This window comes from Halomonas sp. SH5A2, assembly GCF_014263395.1.
Taxonomy (GTDB): Bacteria; Pseudomonadota; Gammaproteobacteria; order Pseudomonadales; family Halomonadaceae; genus Vreelandella.
In genome coordinates this window covers 2,711,766-2,729,320 of the sequence record NZ_CP058321.1, presented here as the reverse complement: position 1 = coordinate 2,729,320, position 17,555 = coordinate 2,711,766, and the positions used below count along the sequence as shown (strand labels likewise).

The following is a 17,555-nucleotide window of genomic DNA, read 5'->3' as shown; positions in this document are numbered from 1 at the left end:
GTTAAGCCGCCTCTGAAGTCGGGGTTTGAGAATCCTGGGGATACGCCTGCGAGGTTTGCAGCGTATTGACGTCCGCGGCGCCAAACAGCAACGCCTGGCGACAGGCACTAAGGTCGTGACCGGCCAGCGCCTGCTCGAAGTACCAGGGGCCGTGTTGGGTGTCACCGTAAAGAACGGCGCCTTCTATGCGCCCGTCCCGCAGGAGCAGCCGGCGGTAGTCGCCGCGCTCCAGGTCGTGGTAGCAAAGTTCGTCGTGCTCCGGCGCCGCCTCGGTGGGGCCAAAGGCGTAAAGCGATACGCCGCTGATTTTAAGCTTGGTGGCGGTGGGGGCTTCTCGATACCCTTCGTCTGCGTCGCCGCAAAGCGCGGCTGCTAGCACGTCGACCTGGTGCCAAATGGGCTCGACCAGGCCATAGGTATGCGTTTCAAACTGACAGCACTCGCCCAGCGCAAAAATATGCGGATCGGAGGTGGTGAGGTGGCGGTCTACCTTGATGGCACGGTCGGTGGTAAGGCCGGCCCGTTGGCCCAATTCGGCGTTGGGGGTAATGCCGGCGGCGATAATCACGCTGTCGGTAGCGAGTCGGCGGCCATCATTAAGAACGGCAGCGCAGACGCGACCTGTGGGGTCGCCTTCAAGCTTCGCCAGTTGAGCACGGGTGACAATATTAAGCCCGCGCGCCGCCAGGGTATCTTGCAGCAGGCCGGCGGCGGTGGCATCCAGTTGGCGGTTCATTAACCGCTCGCTGCGTTGTAACACGCTTACCCCTAACCCCTGGCCGCGTTTGCGTAGCCCTTCGGCGGCTTCCAGGCCTAGCAGGCCACCGCCAATCACCAGCGCATGGCCGCCTTGCTGAGCAATGGCCTCCAGCGCGTCGGCATCTTCCAAATCACGAAACCCGTGGACGCCATCGAGCTCAATGCCCGGCACTTTGGGCAGCGCCGGGCGTGAGCCGGTGGCCAGCACCAACCGGTCATAATGGATGGCCTGGCCCGCGTCGGTTAATAGTGTGCGGCTGTCACGGTCGATGGTCTCGACGCGTTCGCCCAGCTTGAGCGTTACACCGTTGTCCTGATACCAGTCGGCATCGCGGAGCGTTAGTGCCTCTGGTTGCATGTCACCGGCAAGCAACGGCGAAAGCAGAATGCGGTTGTAAGCGGGCACCGGCTCTTCCCCAACCACGGTGATTGCCCTGGGGCGTTGGGGGTGAATGACCAGCGCTTCTACTAAACGGTGGCTGGCCATGCCGTTACCGATAATGACCAAGTGGTCATCGGGTGAGCACCGGGAAAAGGTTTCCATGGGTAGCTCCTCATCTTGCATGATGGCGATTCGCTTTAAACAAAAACGCCCCTGAAACATGCGCCTCCTGCGAGCAGGATGAACAAGGTCAGGGGCGTCGTTGCCCGATAGCGTTGATTAACGCGTGGCCGCCGCCATTGGCCGCCAACAAGTTATATATCTAACTAGTAGCAAGTCGGCGGCCAATTCCGGTTTATTATTGGTTTTTGTTTTATTTTCATCATGTTGAGTGGGTGCATAAGAAATACAGGTGTGCCACTGCCTCTGGCTATGTGCACGTTGTTGGTGCGCATGAGGGGGTGAGTTGCACTTTCAGCACGCAAGTTTAAGGTGCCAGCGGGGGGAGTTAACGGTGGGAGAAGAGAAGTGTATTTGTTTAAGTTTCTGTTTTTAAATATTTAATTTATTTTATGGCAAATAACGGCTTAGGGTTTGCAGCCATACAGGTACAAGCAACAATCGCGCATTGTAGTTGTTACTAAATTATAGCGCGTTCCTAAAAAGCAATGGCAGCGAATAACCCTAATAGCCGTTAACAAACAGTAGCCGTTAAAAAATACGTTTGGCACCTTTGACGGTGCTCGCTGTGGCAACGACGTCCAGCCTGCTCATCGACTTTGCGCTTATCCGCAAGTGGTTAGCAGCCTGGGCGTTTTTTTATGGGCGGCGTTTGCAATTTGCCGAGGAGTCATCATGCATCAAGCCAAAACGACGTGTCCCTACTGTGGCGTTGGCTGCGGCGTTAACGCGACCGTGGCAGATAACGGCACGCTGAGCGCTGTCGAGGGCGACCGTGAACACCCTGCCAATTTCGGGCGGCTGTGTGTCAAAGGCTCAGCGCTGCACGAAACGCTGGGCGATCAGGGCCGTTTGATAAAGCCGCGCGTGGATGGCGAGGAGGTTTCGTGGGCGCAGGCGGTAAACGCGACCGCTGAACGGTTGACCACACTGCGCAACGATCACGGCCACCAGTGCGTGGCGGCGTATCTTTCCGGTCAATTACTGACCGAAGACTATTATGTCGCCAACAAGCTGTTTAAAGGCTTCTTGGGTACGCCGCACCTGGATACCAATTCGCGGCTGTGCATGGCCTCGGCGGTGGCGGGGTACAAGCGCGCCTTCGGTGCCGATGCGGTGCCCTGTAACTATGAAGACCTGGAAGAGGCTGAACTGGTCGTGCTGGTGGGGTCCAACCTGGCCTGGAATCACCCGGTGCTTTATCAGCGTATCAAGGTCGCCAAAGAGCGTAACCCGCTGATGCGCGTGGTGGTGATTGACCCCCGCGTGACCGATAGCTGCGAAATAGCCGATCTTTACCTGGGGGTAAAACCCGGCACCGATGCGGTGCTGTTCAACGGCCTGCTGGCCTGGATGGCAGCCAAAAACAAGCTGGACACGGTGTATCTTGAGCGCCATACCCAAGGCTTTGACGATGCGTTAAGCGCCGCCCAGCAGTCGGCTAGTTCCGTCGCTGAGGTGGCGGCTGCCTGTGAGGTGGATGCCGAGCGCCTGGAAACCCTGTACTACTGGTTTGCCAGCCAGTTGCACGTGGTAACGCTTTACTCCCAGGGGGTCAATCAGTCGTCCAGCGGCACCGACAAGTGCAACGCGATCATCAACTGCCACTTGGCGGGCGGCAAAATCGGCTTGCCGGGGGCAGGGCCTTTCTCGATCACCGGCCAACCCAATGCCATGGGCGGGCGCGAGGTGGGCGGCCTGGCCAACCAGTTGGCTGCGCACATGGATTACGACACCCCAGGGGCGCGGGATCTGGTCAGCCGCTTTTGGACCACTGACAATCTGACGCCCGCGTTGCCGAATGGCCCCGGCTACAAAGCCGTTGAGCTGTTTGATGCCATCGAGCGCGGCGAGATAAAAGCGCTGTGGGTGATGGCAACCAACCCGGCGATTAGCCTGCCGGATGCGGCCCACGTGCGGTCCGCACTGGAAAAGTGCCCGCTGGTGATTGTCTCGGAGTGTGCGGCGAATACCGACCTGCTGCCCTACGCCGATATTGTGCTGCCCGCTTCCGGATGGTCTGAAAAAGACGGCACGGTGACCAATTCCGAGCGCTGTATCTCGCGCCAGCGGGGCATGTTGCCGCCGCCCGGCGAGGCTCGCCACGACTGGCAGATCATCTGCGATGTTGCCAAACGGCTGGGCTTTGCGGAGGCATTCGATTACACCCACCCCAGCGACATATTCGACGAGCACGCACGGCTTTCGGGCTTTGAGAATGCCGCTGCCATCCCGCGGTTATTCGACATTTCGGGGCTGGTCGGTTTGGGCCGCGACGGCTACGACGCGCTTGCGCCGATTCAGTGGCCGGTGAACGCCCAGGCCCCGCAGGGAACAGCGCGCCTATTTGAAAATGGCCAGTTCGCCACGCCTGACGGACGCGCCAAGCTGCTGCCGATTACGCCGCGTGGGCCCGAGCAAGCGCTCAGCCCGGCGTACCCGCTGCGTCTCAACACCGGGCGGATACGCGACCAGTGGCACACCATGACGCGTACCGCCCGCGCACCGCGGTTGATGAACCACCGCGCCGAGCCCTTTATCGATGTGCACCCTGACGACGCCGCCGCTGCCGGTGTCGAGGATCAGTCGCTTGCCGTCTTGACCGCCGCGACGGGCGAATATCGTGCTCGCGCCAGGGTATCCAATGCCCAGCGGCGCGGTGAGGTGTTCGTGCCTATTCACTGGACGGATTGCTTCAGCCAAAATGCGCGCAGCAGCGCCTTGATTGAGCGTATCATTGACCCCGTCTCCGGACAGCCTGAAGCCAAGCACGGTGCCGTGGTACTGGCGTCCTTTGCGCCGGCCTGGGAGGCAACGCTGCTAGTGGCCGACCAGGTGAGTGCTACGACGCCTGAGCTGACCGCATGGTGCGAAAACGCCTACTGGACACGCATTCCCATGCGCGGCTGTCAGCGTTGGCAATTGGCAGACCACGCCAGGATGAACGATTGGTTTGCTGCGCTGGCCGAGTGGCTGCCCACACCGCCATCGCTGTGGTGTGACGATACCGCCACCGGCCGCCTGCGTGTGGCGAGTGTCGAAAACGGCCAGCTTAAATGGTGGTTGATGGTGGGCCCACCGGCTGAGCTGCCAGGGCTTGCCTGGCTGGAGGCGCGTTTTAACGACGCCCACATCGATGACACCCATCGTCGGCGCCTGTTGGCGGGCTGCGACGACGGCGCCGCGGATACCGGTCCGGTGATCTGTAGCTGCCATCAGGTGGGCCAGACGGCTATTGTTGACGCCATCCGCAATGGCGACACCAGCGTGGAGGCGCTGGGCGCACGCCTTGCCTGCGGCACCCAGTGCGGCAGCTGCATTCCTGAACTGAAATCGCTATTGGAAGAGGAGCGCCCCGATGCGCGCGCTAAGCAACGTTCCGCTTATGAAGTGGTGTAATTCCCTGGCGCGGCTGGTGAGTCGTCTAGATCCAGGCTGGGTGGGGTTTGAGAAGAGCGACCGTTATACGGTCAATCGCTTGCCGCTCAAGGGTGATTGCCAGTCAGGGCATGTGTATCTGGTCGGGGCCGGCAGTGGCGATGTCGAGCTGCTGACGCTCAAGGCAGCGCGACTGCTGTGCCAGGCCGATGCCGTGGTCTACGACCGGTTAGTGGGCGATGACGTGTTGGCGCTGATCCCCCGCGGTACCGAGCGTTATTATGTGGGCAAGGCAAGCGGGCACCACAGCGTACCCCAGGCCGAGATTGGCGCGCTGATGGTCAAGCTGGCCCGCGCGGGCAAGTCGGTGGTGCGCCTCAAAGGCGGCGATCCGGCTATTTTCGGTCGTATGGGCGAAGAGCTGGATACCCTGGCCGCTGCGCAGCTCCCCGCCACTATCGTACCCGGGATTACTGCGGCCTCCTCGGCGGCGGCCTGCCTGGGCATTCCGCTGACCGACCGCGGCCACGCCCAGCAGCTTCGCTTTGTCACCGCCCAACTGTGCCGGGAGGATGGCACCCCTGACTGGTCGGCGCTGGCCCGGCGCGACGAAACGCTGGTCTTCTACATGGGGCTTTCCAAGGTTGAGGCGATTTGCAATGGTTTGCGCGGTGCAGGGCTGCCCGACGACTGGCCGATTATGCTGGTGGCCAACGCCAGCCAACCAGATCAGCAGTCGTTAGTGGGCACGCTTGCCGACATGCCCGGTCTGCTTGCCGCCAAGCCATTGCCGTCACCCTGCGTGATTATGGTGGGTAGCGTGGTGACGCGCGTGGCGACAAGCCCTGCCACTCGCGAAGAAAAAGCTTTCAGTTGAAGGTGGGTCATGTATGGCCACGCTGAGCATTTCCCTGGGTCAGTGCTCTGATAAAGGCTGTAAGCCGAGTAACCAGGATTTTTACGGTGCCTATTTGCCCGACGATGCCCAGCGGCGTCATAAAGGCATCGCCATTGCGTTGGCCGACGGCATCAGCAGCAGCACGGTGAGCCGTGAGGCCAGCGAAGCGGCGGTGGGTGGCTTTCTTGGCGATTACTACGCCACGCCTTCCTCCTGGAGCGTTAAAAATGCGGCCCAGCGCGTGCTTCAGGCCACCAATGCGTGGCTTTACGCGCAAACCCGGCAGAGCCAATACCGTTACGACATGGACCGCGGCTATGTCTGCACGCTGAGCGCCATGGTGATTAAATCGGCCACGGCGCACCTGTTTCATGTCGGGGATAGCCGTATTTACCAGTTGGCGGGCAGCACGCTGGAACCGCTGACCGAAGACCATCGTTTCTGGGCCTCCCGTGAGGTGAGCCATCTAAGCCGCGCCATGGGGGCAAGCCAGCACCTGGAGCTTGATTATCGGGCGGTGTCGCTCAGCGAAGGCGATGTGTTTTTGCTGGCCACCGACGGCGTGTACGAGTGGCTGTCTCCCCACGCCATGGCTTTGAAGATTCAGGACAATATCGCCGACCTGGACGCGGCCGCCCAGGCGTTGGTGAGCGCGGCGCTGGAAAATGGCAGCGACGACAACCTGACGGTTCAACTGGTGCGCATCGATACGTTACCCGACCGCGATGCCGATGAGCTTTACAATGCGCTTGGCGGGTTGCCAACGCCGCCCGAGCTGCGCCCCAACAGCGAGCTGGATGGCCTGCGCATCATACGCCCCTTGCATGCCAGCGCCCGTAGCCATGTGTATCTGGCGCACGACCCGGAAAGCGACCAGCACGTGGTGGTGAAAACGCTCTCCACGGAGCTTGCCCAAGATGCCGCCAGCGTCGAGCGTTTCGTGCGCGAGGAGTGGGTCGCCCGGCGCATCAACAACGCCCATGTGCTCTCGGCACCCGAGCAGCGAAAGCCACGGCATTACCTGTACAGCGTATGGGCGTATATCGATGGGCAGACCCTGACCCAGTGGATGCGTGACCACCCCGAGCCGGATCTGGTTGATGTCCGCAGCATTATCGAGCAAGTGGCCAAAGGCTTGCGTGCCTTCCACCGCTTGGAAATGCTCCACCAGGATGTACGCCCGGACAACATCATGATCGACCGCCACGGCACGGTGCGCTTGATTGATTTTGGGGCCGTTCGGGTCGCGGGCATAGCCGAAGCAGACGAGGCCAGTGGTGAGGATATTCTCGGCACGGCACAATACACGGCGCCGGAATATTTTCTGGGCGAAGGCGGTACCGCAAGGTCGGACCTTTACTCCCTTGCGGTGATTGCCTACCAGATGCTGACCGGCACGCTGCCCTACGGCACCGCGGTGGCTAAAACCCGCACTCGGGCCGCCCAGCGCAAGCTTGCTTATCAATCCGCGCTGAGTGAAAACCGTGAGCTGCCCGCTTGGGTGGATGAGGTGCTCAAAAAAGCCCTGCACGCGAACCCTCAAAACCGCTACCCGGCGCTTTCGGAGTTTATCTTCGAGCTGCGCTCGCCAAGCGCTGGCACCTTGAAACAATCGCGCCCGCCGCTTTTGGAGCGCGACCCGGTGCGTTTTTGGCAATGGCTGTGCGTTTTGCTGGGTATTATCATCATCGCGCTATTGGCGAAAATGCCTCAATAAGTCGTGAGTTTGAGATACGCCTGGACCCCGTAAAGCACTCGCTGCCATTCGGACAGGGTGTTTTGATATTCGTCGACCTCCACGGTGTAATCGCCGCCTTCGTTGTGCCACAGCATCAGGAAGTAATCGTCCACTTCCCGCATTACCTCGGCATCGTTAGGGCCGGAAATCATCAGGCTGGCTTCCAGGTTGTAATTATCCATATTGCGGCTGGTGAAGTTGGTCGAGCCGCTGATGATTGTGCTTTCGTTGGCCTGACGCAGCATCATCATTTTGGGGTGGAACTGTTCTATCTCAACGTCATACCAGCGCACCTTGATACGTCCATCGGTATCTTCTACCAGTTCTTCGACCACCGGGCGGTTGGGCAGGCCGCTTTTATCACGGCCAAAGGCTTTTTTGTTGGGATCTAAAATCAACGAAACCTGAGCCCCACGCTGGCTGGCGTCGGTCAGTGCATTGACGATTTCCCGGTCGGCAAGGTAGTACATGGCAAGCCAAAGCTCGTCGCCTTCCGCAGCGCGCTCTATGGTGTCTAGGACGTTGTAAAGCGTTTGTCTTTCAGTGGTGTACTGAATGTTTAGTTCACCGGTCGCGGGCGCCTCCTGCGGTGCGTAGCTGGGCAGTTGAATGCCGCTGTCGCCCAGGTCAATGACCGCCTGCTCGGCGCGTAATAAGTCAGCAATGATGGGGCCGTTGATTTCGAATGCGACGTTTTCGTGGAAGCCGGATTCATCATGGGCATTGGCAGAGGCGACCAGCGCCGCGCGCTCGGTAATGACCACCTTGCGATGGTTGGCTTTGATGTTGAACAATTCCAGGTAGCCGCCCAGGTTGAATTTAGGGCCATCGTCAACAAACGGATTTTCCCACCATTCGCCCCCTAAATTGCCCAGCCACTGCGGCCCCATGCGCCATAGCGACGAATAGACAGGCGTGGAGTCGCGCAGCGGCGTCAGGATGGTAATCACCACGTCGATCTCGGCGTCTCTCAGGCGGTCTAACCATTCGGCTGGGTAGGAGCCGTAACCGGTGTTAATCGCATCGCTGATCACCACCATCGGCATATCCGGATTGGCGTCGCGCTTACGGATCAACTGCTCAACGAGGTTGTCGCTCAGTGTGGGGTAGTCTTTCGACGGGTCATTCACCAAGCCGTTGATCATGAAATTATCGATCACGATAAAGTCATCGGCGCGCTCGATCATCTGCGGGATATGGTCAAAAATTTCCTGATCCACATGGCGTTCATCGTCTGCATGGTGGGTTAAATCACGCAAGAACTCGACGTGGTCGGTTTGATAAACAGGGCTTGTATGGGAAATGCCGGGGGGCAGGGGCTTTAATTGGTGGTACGCCATTAGGGTGAAATAAAACGTGAGTAAAACCAGTAAGACCACACCTAAACGTCGCAACCAGCGCACGATATGCTTAAACAATGTCACCTGCATCCCCAAGCCAGAATAGTGGCAGCAATATTGCTGCTGAGCGTGCTCTTTAAGATAGTGGGTTCATGCAAGGCTGCAATGTAAAAAATGTGCATTTGCAGAGGGGTTACCGATACCCCCTGGCTTGCAGGTGAAACAGCGAGGCATAGCGTCCTTTGGCTGCAAGCAATTCTTCGTGGGTGCCGCGCTCGATGATATGCCCTTGATCGATCACCAGGATAAGGTCAGCGCTGCGTACCGTGGAGAAACGGTGGGATATCAATATGGCCATCCTGCCGCGGCTATGCTCACGGAAGCGGGCAAACACTTCCGCTTCGGCAGCGGCGTCCATCGCGGCGGTGGGTTCGTCCAGCACTAGAATATCGGCATTTTCTCGCATGTACGCACGGGACAGGGCAATTTTCTGCCACTGGCCACCGGACAGCTCCTGGCCATTCTTGAACCAGCGGCCCAACTGGGTTTGATAGCCGCTGGCCATATTGGCGATGAAGTCATCTGCCATCCCGTGGCGGGCGGCTTCCTGCCAACGCTGCTCGTCGTTATACGCATGGGTATCGCCCACGCCCAGGTTTTCGCCCACTTGCAATTGATAGCGCACGAAATCCTGGAAAATCACCCCGGTGCGCTCGCGCAGCGCTTTTGCCTGCCAATCGCGTAAGTCGCTGCCGTCCAGCAGGATGCGCCCCGCGGTCGGCTGGTAAAGCCGCGTTAACAGCTTGATAAGCGTCGTCTTGCCCGAGCCGTTTTCACCTACCAGGGCCAGGCTCTGCCCAGGGGATAGGTGCAGGGAAATATCGTGCAACACCGGTGCGCTGCCGGGGTAGGCGAAGCTGACGTTTTCAAAGCGCAGGCCGTCGCCGGGTGATACGCCCTGGGTCAGGGTGCCTGTGTCCGCCTCGACCGGTTGTTCCAGGTACTCGTAGAGGTTGGACAGGTATAGGTTGTCTTCATACATGCCGCTGATCGCGGTCAGGCTGGCGGAAAGCGCGGCCTGTCCCTGCTTGAAGACCATGAGGTACATAGTCATCTGGCCGAGCGTAAGTGTCCCGGTAATCGTTTCAATGACCACCCACCCATAGGCGGCGTAAAAGGTGAGGGTGCCCAGCAACCCCAGCACAAACCCCCAGCTTTCCCGGCGAAGCGTCAGGCCTCGGTCTTCGGCGAATAGTTGGGTAAAAATATCGCGATAGCGCTTGAGAAAAAGTGCTTCCAGGCCAAACAGTTTGACCTCTTTGATGCTGTCTTCCCTAGCGAGTACGGTCTCCAGATAAATTTGCATGCGGGTTTGCGACGAGCGTCGGCGAAATAGCCGAAAGCCGTCCCCCGAAAACTTGGCTTCCGAGATAAACACCGGCAGGGCGCCGGCCACCAGAATCAGCAATGCCCAGGGAGAGAACTGCACCAGCAAGACCCCGAAGCTGCCCAGCGAGATCGCATTCTGCATAAGCCCAAAGGTTTTATTGACCAGGGCAAGCGGGCGCGTTGAGGCCTCGCGCCGGGCTCGGGTCAGCTGGTCGTAAAGCTCGGAATCTTCAAACTGGCTAAGCGAAAGCTGGCCCGCTTTCTCCAGAATCATCACATTGACCTTTTGCCCCAGCAGTGCGCGCAGTAACGACTGCTGGGCAGCAAGCCCACGCTGGGCAAGGGCGATCAGCGCGATAATTAACGCTTCAAAGGCGACAAGCTTGAGCACCGGCGTAATGGACACCAGCAGGTCGGGATCAGTGGCGGCTTGATGAGCGTCCATGGCACTCACCACGCCATCCACAATCAACTGGCCGACCCAGGCGGCTACGGCAGGGAGCACGCCGGCGACCAGGGTGCACAGCGCTAAACCGAGCATCATCCAGCGCGAGGTTTCCCATACTAGGCCCAGCGCTCGGCGGCTGTAGCCAAATACGCTAAGAAAACTGCTTAGCGGCGCGGTGGAGGCGTCAGAGGAGGGTGGTGACATATGACAACAAGCAGCTACCTGGCAAAAAGAATGGCCATGATGCGGTGGTTAAGCGTGGATAGCCAGTTCAACCCAGGAAAAGCCCGCCATAAACCAGCGCCCCCAAGACTACAAAGGCGGGATGCGTTTTAAAGCGAATCAGCGCAATGCCAGCGACCACGCCGATAATCAGCGTGTGGATCGTGCCGCTTGAGCTAACGCTTTCGAGCAAAAAGCCCAGGGTCAGCCAGCCCATCATCATGGCGATAACCGGGCGCACCCATTGGCTCATGCGTTTGACCCGGGGAGAGTTGCGATGGCGATACAAAAGGCCCAGCGCGCCCAGCATGAGCAGCAGCGTCGGGATGACCGTGGCAGCCACCGCCACGAAAGCACCGCCAATGCCGGCGACTTCATAACCGATATAACCGGCCATCTTGGTGGCGATAGGGCTTGGCAGTGCATTGCCCAACGCCAGGGTTTCAGCGAAGGTTTGGGCGGTCATCCAGCCGTAGCGGCCCACGACTTCAGTCTCGATCAGCGGAATGATCGCTGGGCCGCCGCCGTAACCGATAATATTGGGGATAAAAAAGGCGAGGAACAGTTCCCAGTAGATCATGCCGACCCCTCCGCTTTTTTATTGCCCTTAGGGCGCAGCAGGGCCGCAAGCAGAATGGCGCCAATCACCCAGCCCGGATGAACACCGAGCCAGTAGATAAGCCCGCCAGAGACAATCGCCATCACAATGCTTGCTAGCCAGCCCAGCGCCGCTTTTGATTTATCGAAAAAGTCCCACGTCAGCTGTGCCATCATGATCATGACCACCGGTACCACGGCCTGACCCATGCCGCGAATCCAGGCAACATCGCGATAACGACTGAAAATGCTTAACATGGCAATCATGGCGACAATCATGGGTAAAATGATGGCAATGACAGCCGCGATACAGCCGCTGATACCGCCTACACGGTAGCCGATGTAGCCGGGCATTTTGGTGGCGATAGGACCGGGTAGCGTGTTGCCGATCGCCAGTACATCGGCGAATTCTTCATCGGTCAGCCAGTGATGGCGGGTGACGACTTCGGCGCGTACCAAGGGGATCATGGCGGGGCCGCCGCCGAACCCCAATAGGCCAACGCGCAAGAACGCCCAGAACAGTTGCCAGGAGGCCGACGACGTCATGGGCGGTGGCCTCGCAAGGTCAGTGATGAGATACAGCGCATGGCCAACCTTTGTTTATCGTTTGTCAGTTAAAAAATCGATTATTATGTATAAAATAGAATATAAGCGAGGGCTTCCCAGGGCGTCAACTCCACTGTTTCGAGGTATGGGAGCCAGGATGAAAAAGGATCTTATATGAACCAGCATCTTCAACCGGTTATCAGTACGGCATCCAGCCGCATTTACGAGACGCTACGCCGGGATTTAGTCGGCGGACGCTTTGCCGCGGGCGAAAAATTGGCGATCAATGCGCTCAAAGAGCACTATCACGTTGGCTTGAGTCCGCTGCGTGAGGCGCTCAACAAGCTGGCCGCCTATGGCCTGTTGATCCAGGAAAATCAGCGTGGCTTCAGAGTGCCGACCCTATCGCGCAGTGAGTTGGATGATATTGCCAATATGCGACTCGAGCTCGAGGGCATGGCATTTGAGCGCGCGATTCAGCACGGTGACGATGTATGGGAAGCCGAACTACTGGCCGCGGCTCATCGCCTGAAACGCGCCGATTTATCGCTGGACAAAAACGAGGAGTGGGAGGCGTTGCACAGCCAGTTTCACCGCACCCTCGTGGCGCCCTGCGGTTCGGTATGGCTGTTGCGCTTCATCGAACAGTTACACGACCAGTTTGACCGCTACCGTCGCCTGGGCCCCAAAATGCCGACGGTAAGACAAACCCTCGATGAGCAGCATCACGAACTGGTGGAGCTTGCCTTACAGCGTGATAGCAAAGCTGCCCGGGCGCTCATGGATGACCATATCCATAAATCCTATCAGGTGGCCCTCAAGCGTTATCAGGAACACGCCTAGCGCGTATGGCGTGTAAACTGTTGCGCTGTCGGCGATGGTTGGCATCGGCGAGACAACCGAGAGGGACGGGGAGCAGGCATGCAAGATGCAGATAATACGGTTATTGCACAGACGTTGAACTGGGTGAAACGCTTTATTGTGGCCAACGATATATGCCCGTTTGCCAGTCGCGAGCTGGCGCGGGATGCGGTTCGCGTTGAAGTGGTGCGTTCTAAAAAAATTGAAGTAGCGCTGGAAGAACTGATGGTGGAGGTGCACTGGCTAGACGCGCATCCGGAAACAGAAACCACCCTGTTGGTATTTCCCACGCTGTTTAAAAGCTTTGACCATTATCTGGATTTTGTTGAGCTCGCTGAAAGCATCCTGATCGATCAAGGGTACGAAGGGATCTATCAGCTCGCATCGTTTCATCCGGATTACTGTTTCGAAGACGCGGATGCTGAAGACGCCGCTAACTATACCAATCGCTCTCCCTACCCCATGGTGCATCTGCTGCGTGAAGAGAGCGTCGAAAAGGCGATTGCGTTTTACGGCGATACCGATGCGATTCCCGAGCGTAATGTGGCCCTGCTGAACGGCATGGGTATTGAGGCCGTGGAGCAGTGTTGGCAACACAGTTGCCGCCTCGATACTCAGGGTTGATGAATCACCAGCCGATGTTTGCCTTGCTGCTTGGCAACATACAACGCCGCATCGGCAAACTGCATGACGTCTTTGATGTCACGGCTGTGCTCTGGCCACCACGCGGCACCCAGGCTGCAGCTGACCGTCACTGCTTGATGCTCGGGCAACGATACGGGTTGAGAAATGGAGGCAAGCAACCGCTCGCTTATCGCCTGGATTAGCCCCGGCAATTGGTCTGTGGGTGCTTTCAAGGCCATGACGAATTCGTCACCACCCCATCGAGCGACGACATCGCTGGCCCGGAGCACCTCCTGCAAACGATTGGCGATGTCGATTAACAGCAGGTCGCCAGCATGATGTCCCAACTCATCATTCACTTCTTTGAAGCCGTCCAGATCAATAAATACCAACGCAATACTTTGCTGCTGGCGCTCGGCCTCGGGCAGAGCGTGTGACAGATAACGATCAAGGAAGGCGCGGTTTGGCAACCCGGTCAGCGGGTCGCTATTAGCGATATCTTCAAGACGGCGAATAGTGCGGTTTTGGTCGAGCAAGCGTCCTACCATGTTGCGCATTGACGTGGAGAGGCGCATCAGTTCCGGCGAACCTGTTTCCAGGGGAATCTCATTGGTGGGTTGGCTGGCATCATGAATAGTGTCTGCGGCGTGAGACAGACGGGTTAAAGGGGCCGTTAGCCGTGACGCAACACGCCAGCCAATGACTGCAAAGAGTATGGCCAATAGCACGCCGATGCCCATAATCACACGTTTTAGACGCTCAACGGGAGCAAACGCCTGTTCAACCGGCTGACGGCTGACGGCTACCCATCCCAAGCTGGGAAAGTCTTCATAGCCTTGGCTAAGTGCCGTGCCGGTTACATAACGTTGGCCGTCAGGCCATGTTTCAATGGCCCATGAAGGCTTGGCGTTGGCCTGAGAGGCCGGAGTGGATATACCTGGCACAGGCTGTCCCAGCATATCGTCCGGCCCGAGCAAGACCGTGCCATCGGCCGCCAGTAACAGCATTTCGGTGCCCTGGTGCTGTTGCGCAGGTGAGAACATCGCACGTTGAATGTACTCGGCCCATTCCCAGCTAAGGTGAACGGCCAGCACGCCCAAAAATATGTCATCCCGGGCGTAGACAGGGGTTGCGATATCGACAAACTTTATCGCTTCGCCGTAGGGGTTGGGTAATAACTGCGACAGCAGCACCGCGTCGTGAACATCTCCAATCCACATGCCGTCGCGCCCGTTTTGAAAGACCGGGCGTTGAGCAATGGAAGTGCCTTCCAATATGCCACCGGTGGCGGCTTGCACGACGCCGTCGGGGTCGATAAAGCCAATCCATGACACCACGTTGTAATTATCCTGCAGCGTTTCTAATTGAGCGCGGAGGGTATCGTTATCGGTGCCGTCGGTTAGTGATTCAATGCCCAACAGCAACTTCACTTCTTTGATGCGGGCATCCATGCTGCGGTCCAGTTTATCGACCATCTGATAGGCCGATTCTGCCGTAGAGGCGCCGATATTGGCTTCCAACTGATCAGCTGACTGCCGAGCGGCGACCCATCCAAGCAGTAGGGTCATGCCAAACACCAAGGCAACAGCGAGTAGCGTAAAGCGCGTACGAAGGGATATATCGTTTAGCCGCAGGGCATTGTCGGGCATTCCGGCATCTCGTGGGGAAGGGGTGATCAATAATAACCGCTATCCAACCATGAAGGATGCTGGTGGGCAACCCACATCATTGCGATTGACGTGGGAGATTTTTTACGCCGAGCTTAAAGGGTTTTATGCATGACGTAGGTATCGACCTCGCCAAGGCGGGCATGACGGTAAGCGTTAGGCACCGTGCCCACAATGGCGAACCCCAGGCGCTGCCAGAGTGCCACTGCGATCTCGTTGGTACACACAACCGCATTGAACTGCATGGCGCTGAAACCCAGCTCGCGAGCCAGCTGCTGTGAATGCTCACACATTCCCCGGGCGACGCCTTTGCCTCGCGCGGCGGGGGCCACCATATAACCGCAGTTGCAGACATGGTCACCTGGCCCGGCTGCATTGGCTTTTAAATAATAAGTGCCGAGGAGCGTGCCTGTTTCATCCTTGACGGCAAGCGTTGCGCGGGGTGTTTGGCACCATAACTGGTAGGCGTCGTCAGCGGAGATATCTGGCTCGATGGCATAGGTTTCCTGAGCCGCCACAATGTCTTGAAAGGTTGGCCAGAACGCCATGAAGTCAGCGCGTGACATAGGAGAGTAAGTGAACGCAGACATGGTCCTGATACCTGATCATTTTGGTTAAATCGATGTTGGCAGCCGCTGTGCAAGACTGCCAGCCATTATAGGCAGTTATTGAGCCGCCTCGGCAACAATCTGATAACTTCTTAGCCGATCCTGATGGTCATAGAAGTCACTGTTGATCATCAGCTCATTGGCCCCTGTGCGTTCCTGGAAGTCGATAAGCTTGGCTTTGACCGTGTCGGGGCCACCAATGATTGCTGCGCCCAGAAACTGCTCGACCTGGGCGCGCTCCATGGGCGACCAGTCAAGCTGCTCAACCGGAGGCAGCGACACCGTTGGCTTGCCGCGGATCAGGTTGAGAAATTTCTGCTGGGCCGTGGTCGCCAGGTATTCCGCCATGGAGTCGCTTTCCGCGGCAATGACGGGCAACCCGACGGTGGCATAGGGCGCATCCAGATGCGCCGAGGGCTGGAAGTTCTCACGGTACAGGCGCAGCGCTTCAAACAGATAGCCAGGCGCAAACTGCGCGGCGAAAGCAAAGGGCAGGCCAAGTTTGGCGGCCAATTGGGCGCTAAAGCCACTGGAGCCCAGCAGCCATATCGGTACGTGGGTGCCCTGGCCGGGCACTGCTTTTACCCGCTGGTGAGGCGAAGCGTCGCCAAGATAGCCACGCAGCTCGTTTAGCTGAGCCGGGAAGTCCTCCACGCCAGCGTGGGCATGGCGGCGCATCGCCTGCATGGTCGCGCCATCCGAGCCCGGCGCACGCCCCAGGCCCAGGTCGATGCGCCCGGGGTAGAGGGTTTCCAGTGTGCCAAACTGCTCGGCGACCACCAGTGGTGGGTGATTGGGCAACATGATGCCCCCGCTACCTACCCGAATACGCGAGGTTTGCCCGGCAATATGACCAATCAGCACCGCGGTCGCGGCGCTTGCGATGCCATCTATGTTGTGGTGCTCAGCCAGCCAGTAGCGCTGATAACCTAGTTGCTCGGTTCGCTGGGCGAGAGAAACGCTGTCTTGAAAGGTTTCGGCAGCGCTGCCGCCCTGACGAATCGGGGCAAGGTCCAGTACGGATAGCGCGGTCGACGCGAGTGCGCTCATGCATCACCTATAAGGCCGGAATATGGGGCGCGCTAATGAAACGTCGACGCATGGGCGTCGAACAAGTCATTAGCACGCTTGTTAATTAATGGTTATGCGGCCAGCATCGATGAATTACAAGGCGGGGTATCGGCAAATCACATTATTCCGTTGGCGGGGTAGGGCGAATCAGAATTTCGTTGACGTCGACATGGGCAGGCTGTGATAGCGCGTAAATGACCGCATTGGCAATATCGCGGTCTTCCAGCGCATGCTCGGGTGGTTCGTCGAAGAACGGTGTATCGACCATGCCGGGCTCAATCAGCGTTACCCGCATGCCGGTACCGCGTAGCTCCTCGCGCAGGTTATAGCCGATGCCAGTAACGGCCCACTTGGTTGCGCTGTACATGGAGCCTGGAATGGTTGCACGGCCTGCGGCTGAGCCGGTTAACAGCACATGGCCCTTGCTACGTTTGAGCGCTGGTAAGCACGCCTGGAGGGTTAAACCCACACCGTATACGTTAGTCAAAATCATTTCCTGCCAACGTTCATGGTCGGCGCCGCTGAAGCCGCCCGGTGAACCGCCACAACCTGCGTTGGCAAAGACGGCATCAATCCTGCCAAAGGTTTCCAGCGCTTCGTCGACCATGGCGCGCTGCTCGTCCATCTGGGTGACATCCAATTCGCAGGTCAGCACATTTTCGGGCCCAAGCTCCTGGGCAAGCGCGGTGAGCTTGTCTATTGAGCGGGCGGCCAGTACCAGTTTGTAGCCTTCACGGGCGGCCGCTCGTGCGGTGGCAGCGCCAATTCCGCTGGAGGCCCCGGTAATCAGTAATACGTTTCGTTGCATCCTCTGCACTCCATACGATTAACCATCACATCTCACTTA

General features: G+C 58.4%; 14 protein-coding genes. 5 read left to right on the top strand and 9 right to left on the bottom strand.

Translation table 11 applies throughout. The features are described from left to right. Window position 1: 1 nt before the first annotated feature. Window positions 2-1,303, bottom strand: a complete 1,302-nt coding sequence (locus HXW73_RS12785) for an NAD(P)/FAD-dependent oxidoreductase (protein ID WP_186253462.1) — start codon at window positions 1,301-1,303, stop codon at window positions 2-4. 693 nt (window positions 1,304-1,996) lie between these two features. Here HXW73_RS12785 and HXW73_RS12780 point away from each other — a divergent pair. From HXW73_RS12780 to HXW73_RS12770, 3 genes are read left to right on the top strand one after another with little or no spacing between them, the layout of a single operon-like run. Then, a complete protein-coding gene (locus tag HXW73_RS12780) occupies window positions 1,997-4,720 on the top strand; it encodes a nitrate reductase (RefSeq protein WP_186253461.1) in 2,724 nt (907 codons plus the stop codon). Further along, entirely contained in the window at window positions 4,680-5,576 is an 897-nt protein-coding gene (gene cobA / locus HXW73_RS12775) for a uroporphyrinogen-III C-methyltransferase (RefSeq protein WP_186253460.1), read from the top strand. The genes HXW73_RS12780 and cobA overlap by 41 nt, the downstream gene beginning before the upstream one ends. A gap of 13 nt (window positions 5,577-5,589) precedes the next feature. Continuing rightward, window positions 5,590-7,314 (top strand): bifunctional protein-serine/threonine kinase/phosphatase, encoded by a 1,725-nt coding sequence (locus HXW73_RS12770; protein ID WP_186253459.1) that lies wholly within the window; start codon window positions 5,590-5,592, stop codon window positions 7,312-7,314. On the opposite strand, the gene HXW73_RS12765 is transcribed toward HXW73_RS12770, so the two are convergent. The 4 genes from HXW73_RS12765 to HXW73_RS12750 all read right to left on the bottom strand — a co-directional run bounded on the left by HXW73_RS12765 (window position 7,308) and on the right by HXW73_RS12750 (window position 11,877). Further along, entirely contained in the window at window positions 7,308-8,759 is a 1,452-nt protein-coding gene (locus tag HXW73_RS12765; RefSeq protein ID WP_186253458.1) for a phospholipase D-like domain-containing protein, read from the bottom strand. The genes HXW73_RS12770 and HXW73_RS12765 overlap by 7 nt on opposite strands. 109 nt (window positions 8,760-8,868) lie before the next feature. Continuing rightward, on the bottom strand, window positions 8,869-10,716 hold the full coding sequence (locus HXW73_RS12760) for an ABC transporter ATP-binding protein (protein WP_186253457.1): 1,848 nt from the start codon (window positions 10,714-10,716) through the stop codon (window positions 8,869-8,871). 67 nt (window positions 10,717-10,783) lie between these two features. After that, entirely contained in the window at window positions 10,784-11,314 is a 531-nt protein-coding gene (locus HXW73_RS12755) for a chromate transporter (protein WP_186253456.1), read from the bottom strand. Next, window positions 11,311-11,877, bottom strand: a complete 567-nt coding sequence (locus HXW73_RS12750) for a chromate transporter (RefSeq protein ID WP_186253455.1) — start codon at window positions 11,875-11,877, stop codon at window positions 11,311-11,313. The genes HXW73_RS12755 and HXW73_RS12750 overlap by 4 nt, the downstream gene beginning before the upstream one ends. Before the next feature lie 174 nt (window positions 11,878-12,051). On the opposite strand from HXW73_RS12750, the gene HXW73_RS12745 reads away from it, so the two are divergent. After that, window positions 12,052-12,720: a GntR family transcriptional regulator gene (locus HXW73_RS12745; protein WP_186253454.1), complete on the top strand. Its 669-nt coding sequence runs from the start codon at window positions 12,052-12,054 to the stop codon at window positions 12,718-12,720. A 78-nt stretch (window positions 12,721-12,798) separates the two neighbouring features. Continuing rightward, complete coding sequence (locus tag HXW73_RS12740; RefSeq protein ID WP_186253453.1) at window positions 12,799-13,362, top strand: DUF1415 domain-containing protein; 564 nt, start codon at window positions 12,799-12,801, stop codon at window positions 13,360-13,362. Here HXW73_RS12740 and HXW73_RS12735 read toward each other — a convergent pair. From HXW73_RS12735 to HXW73_RS12720, 4 genes are all read right to left on the bottom strand, one after another. After that, window positions 13,353-15,011, bottom strand: a complete 1,659-nt coding sequence (locus tag HXW73_RS12735; RefSeq protein WP_186253452.1) for a sensor domain-containing diguanylate cyclase — start codon at window positions 15,009-15,011, stop codon at window positions 13,353-13,355. The two genes, HXW73_RS12740 and HXW73_RS12735, sit on opposite strands and share 10 nt — an antisense overlap. Before the next feature lie 113 nt (window positions 15,012-15,124). Further along, window positions 15,125-15,619 (bottom strand): GNAT family N-acetyltransferase, encoded by a 495-nt coding sequence (locus HXW73_RS12730; protein ID WP_186253451.1) that lies wholly within the window; start codon window positions 15,617-15,619, stop codon window positions 15,125-15,127. Window positions 15,620-15,694: 75 nt separating this feature from the next. Beyond that, the gene (locus tag HXW73_RS12725) at window positions 15,695-16,687 is read right to left on the bottom strand and encodes an LLM class flavin-dependent oxidoreductase (protein ID WP_186253450.1); all 993 of its coding nucleotides are present in this window, start codon (window positions 16,685-16,687) and stop codon (window positions 15,695-15,697) included. A gap of 142 nt (window positions 16,688-16,829) precedes the next feature. After that, window positions 16,830-17,516 (bottom strand): SDR family oxidoreductase, encoded by a 687-nt coding sequence (locus tag HXW73_RS12720; protein ID WP_186253449.1) that lies wholly within the window; start codon window positions 17,514-17,516, stop codon window positions 16,830-16,832. Window positions 17,517-17,555: the final 39 nt, after the last annotated feature.

Coding starts and splice junctions, on each gene's coding strand:
- HXW73_RS12730 (WP_186253451.1), bottom strand. CDS start 15,619: ATGTCTGCGTTCACTTACTCTCCTATGTCACGCGCTGACTTCATGGCG.
- HXW73_RS12725 (WP_186253450.1), bottom strand. CDS start 16,687: ATGAGCGCACTCGCGTCGACCGCGCTATCCGTACTGGACCTTGCCCCG.
- HXW73_RS12740 (WP_186253453.1), top strand. CDS start 12,799: ATGCAAGATGCAGATAATACGGTTATTGCACAGACGTTGAACTGGGTG.
- HXW73_RS12720 (WP_186253449.1), bottom strand. CDS start 17,516: ATGCAACGAAACGTATTACTGATTACCGGGGCCTCCAGCGGAATTGGC.
- HXW73_RS12735 (WP_186253452.1), bottom strand. CDS start 15,011: ATGCCCGACAATGCCCTGCGGCTAAACGATATATCCCTTCGTACGCGC.
- cobA (WP_186253460.1), top strand. CDS start 4,680: ATGCGCGCGCTAAGCAACGTTCCGCTTATGAAGTGGTGTAATTCCCTG.
- HXW73_RS12755 (WP_186253456.1), bottom strand. CDS start 11,314: ATGATCTACTGGGAACTGTTCCTCGCCTTTTTTATCCCCAATATTATC.
- HXW73_RS12770 (WP_186253459.1), top strand. CDS start 5,590: ATGGCCACGCTGAGCATTTCCCTGGGTCAGTGCTCTGATAAAGGCTGT.
- HXW73_RS12745 (WP_186253454.1), top strand. CDS start 12,052: ATGAACCAGCATCTTCAACCGGTTATCAGTACGGCATCCAGCCGCATT.
- HXW73_RS12785 (WP_186253462.1), bottom strand. CDS start 1,303: ATGGAAACCTTTTCCCGGTGCTCACCCGATGACCACTTGGTCATTATC.
- HXW73_RS12760 (WP_186253457.1), bottom strand. CDS start 10,716: ATGTCACCACCCTCCTCTGACGCCTCCACCGCGCCGCTAAGCAGTTTT.
- HXW73_RS12750 (WP_186253455.1), bottom strand. CDS start 11,877: ATGACGTCGTCGGCCTCCTGGCAACTGTTCTGGGCGTTCTTGCGCGTT.
- HXW73_RS12780 (WP_186253461.1), top strand. CDS start 1,997: ATGCATCAAGCCAAAACGACGTGTCCCTACTGTGGCGTTGGCTGCGGC.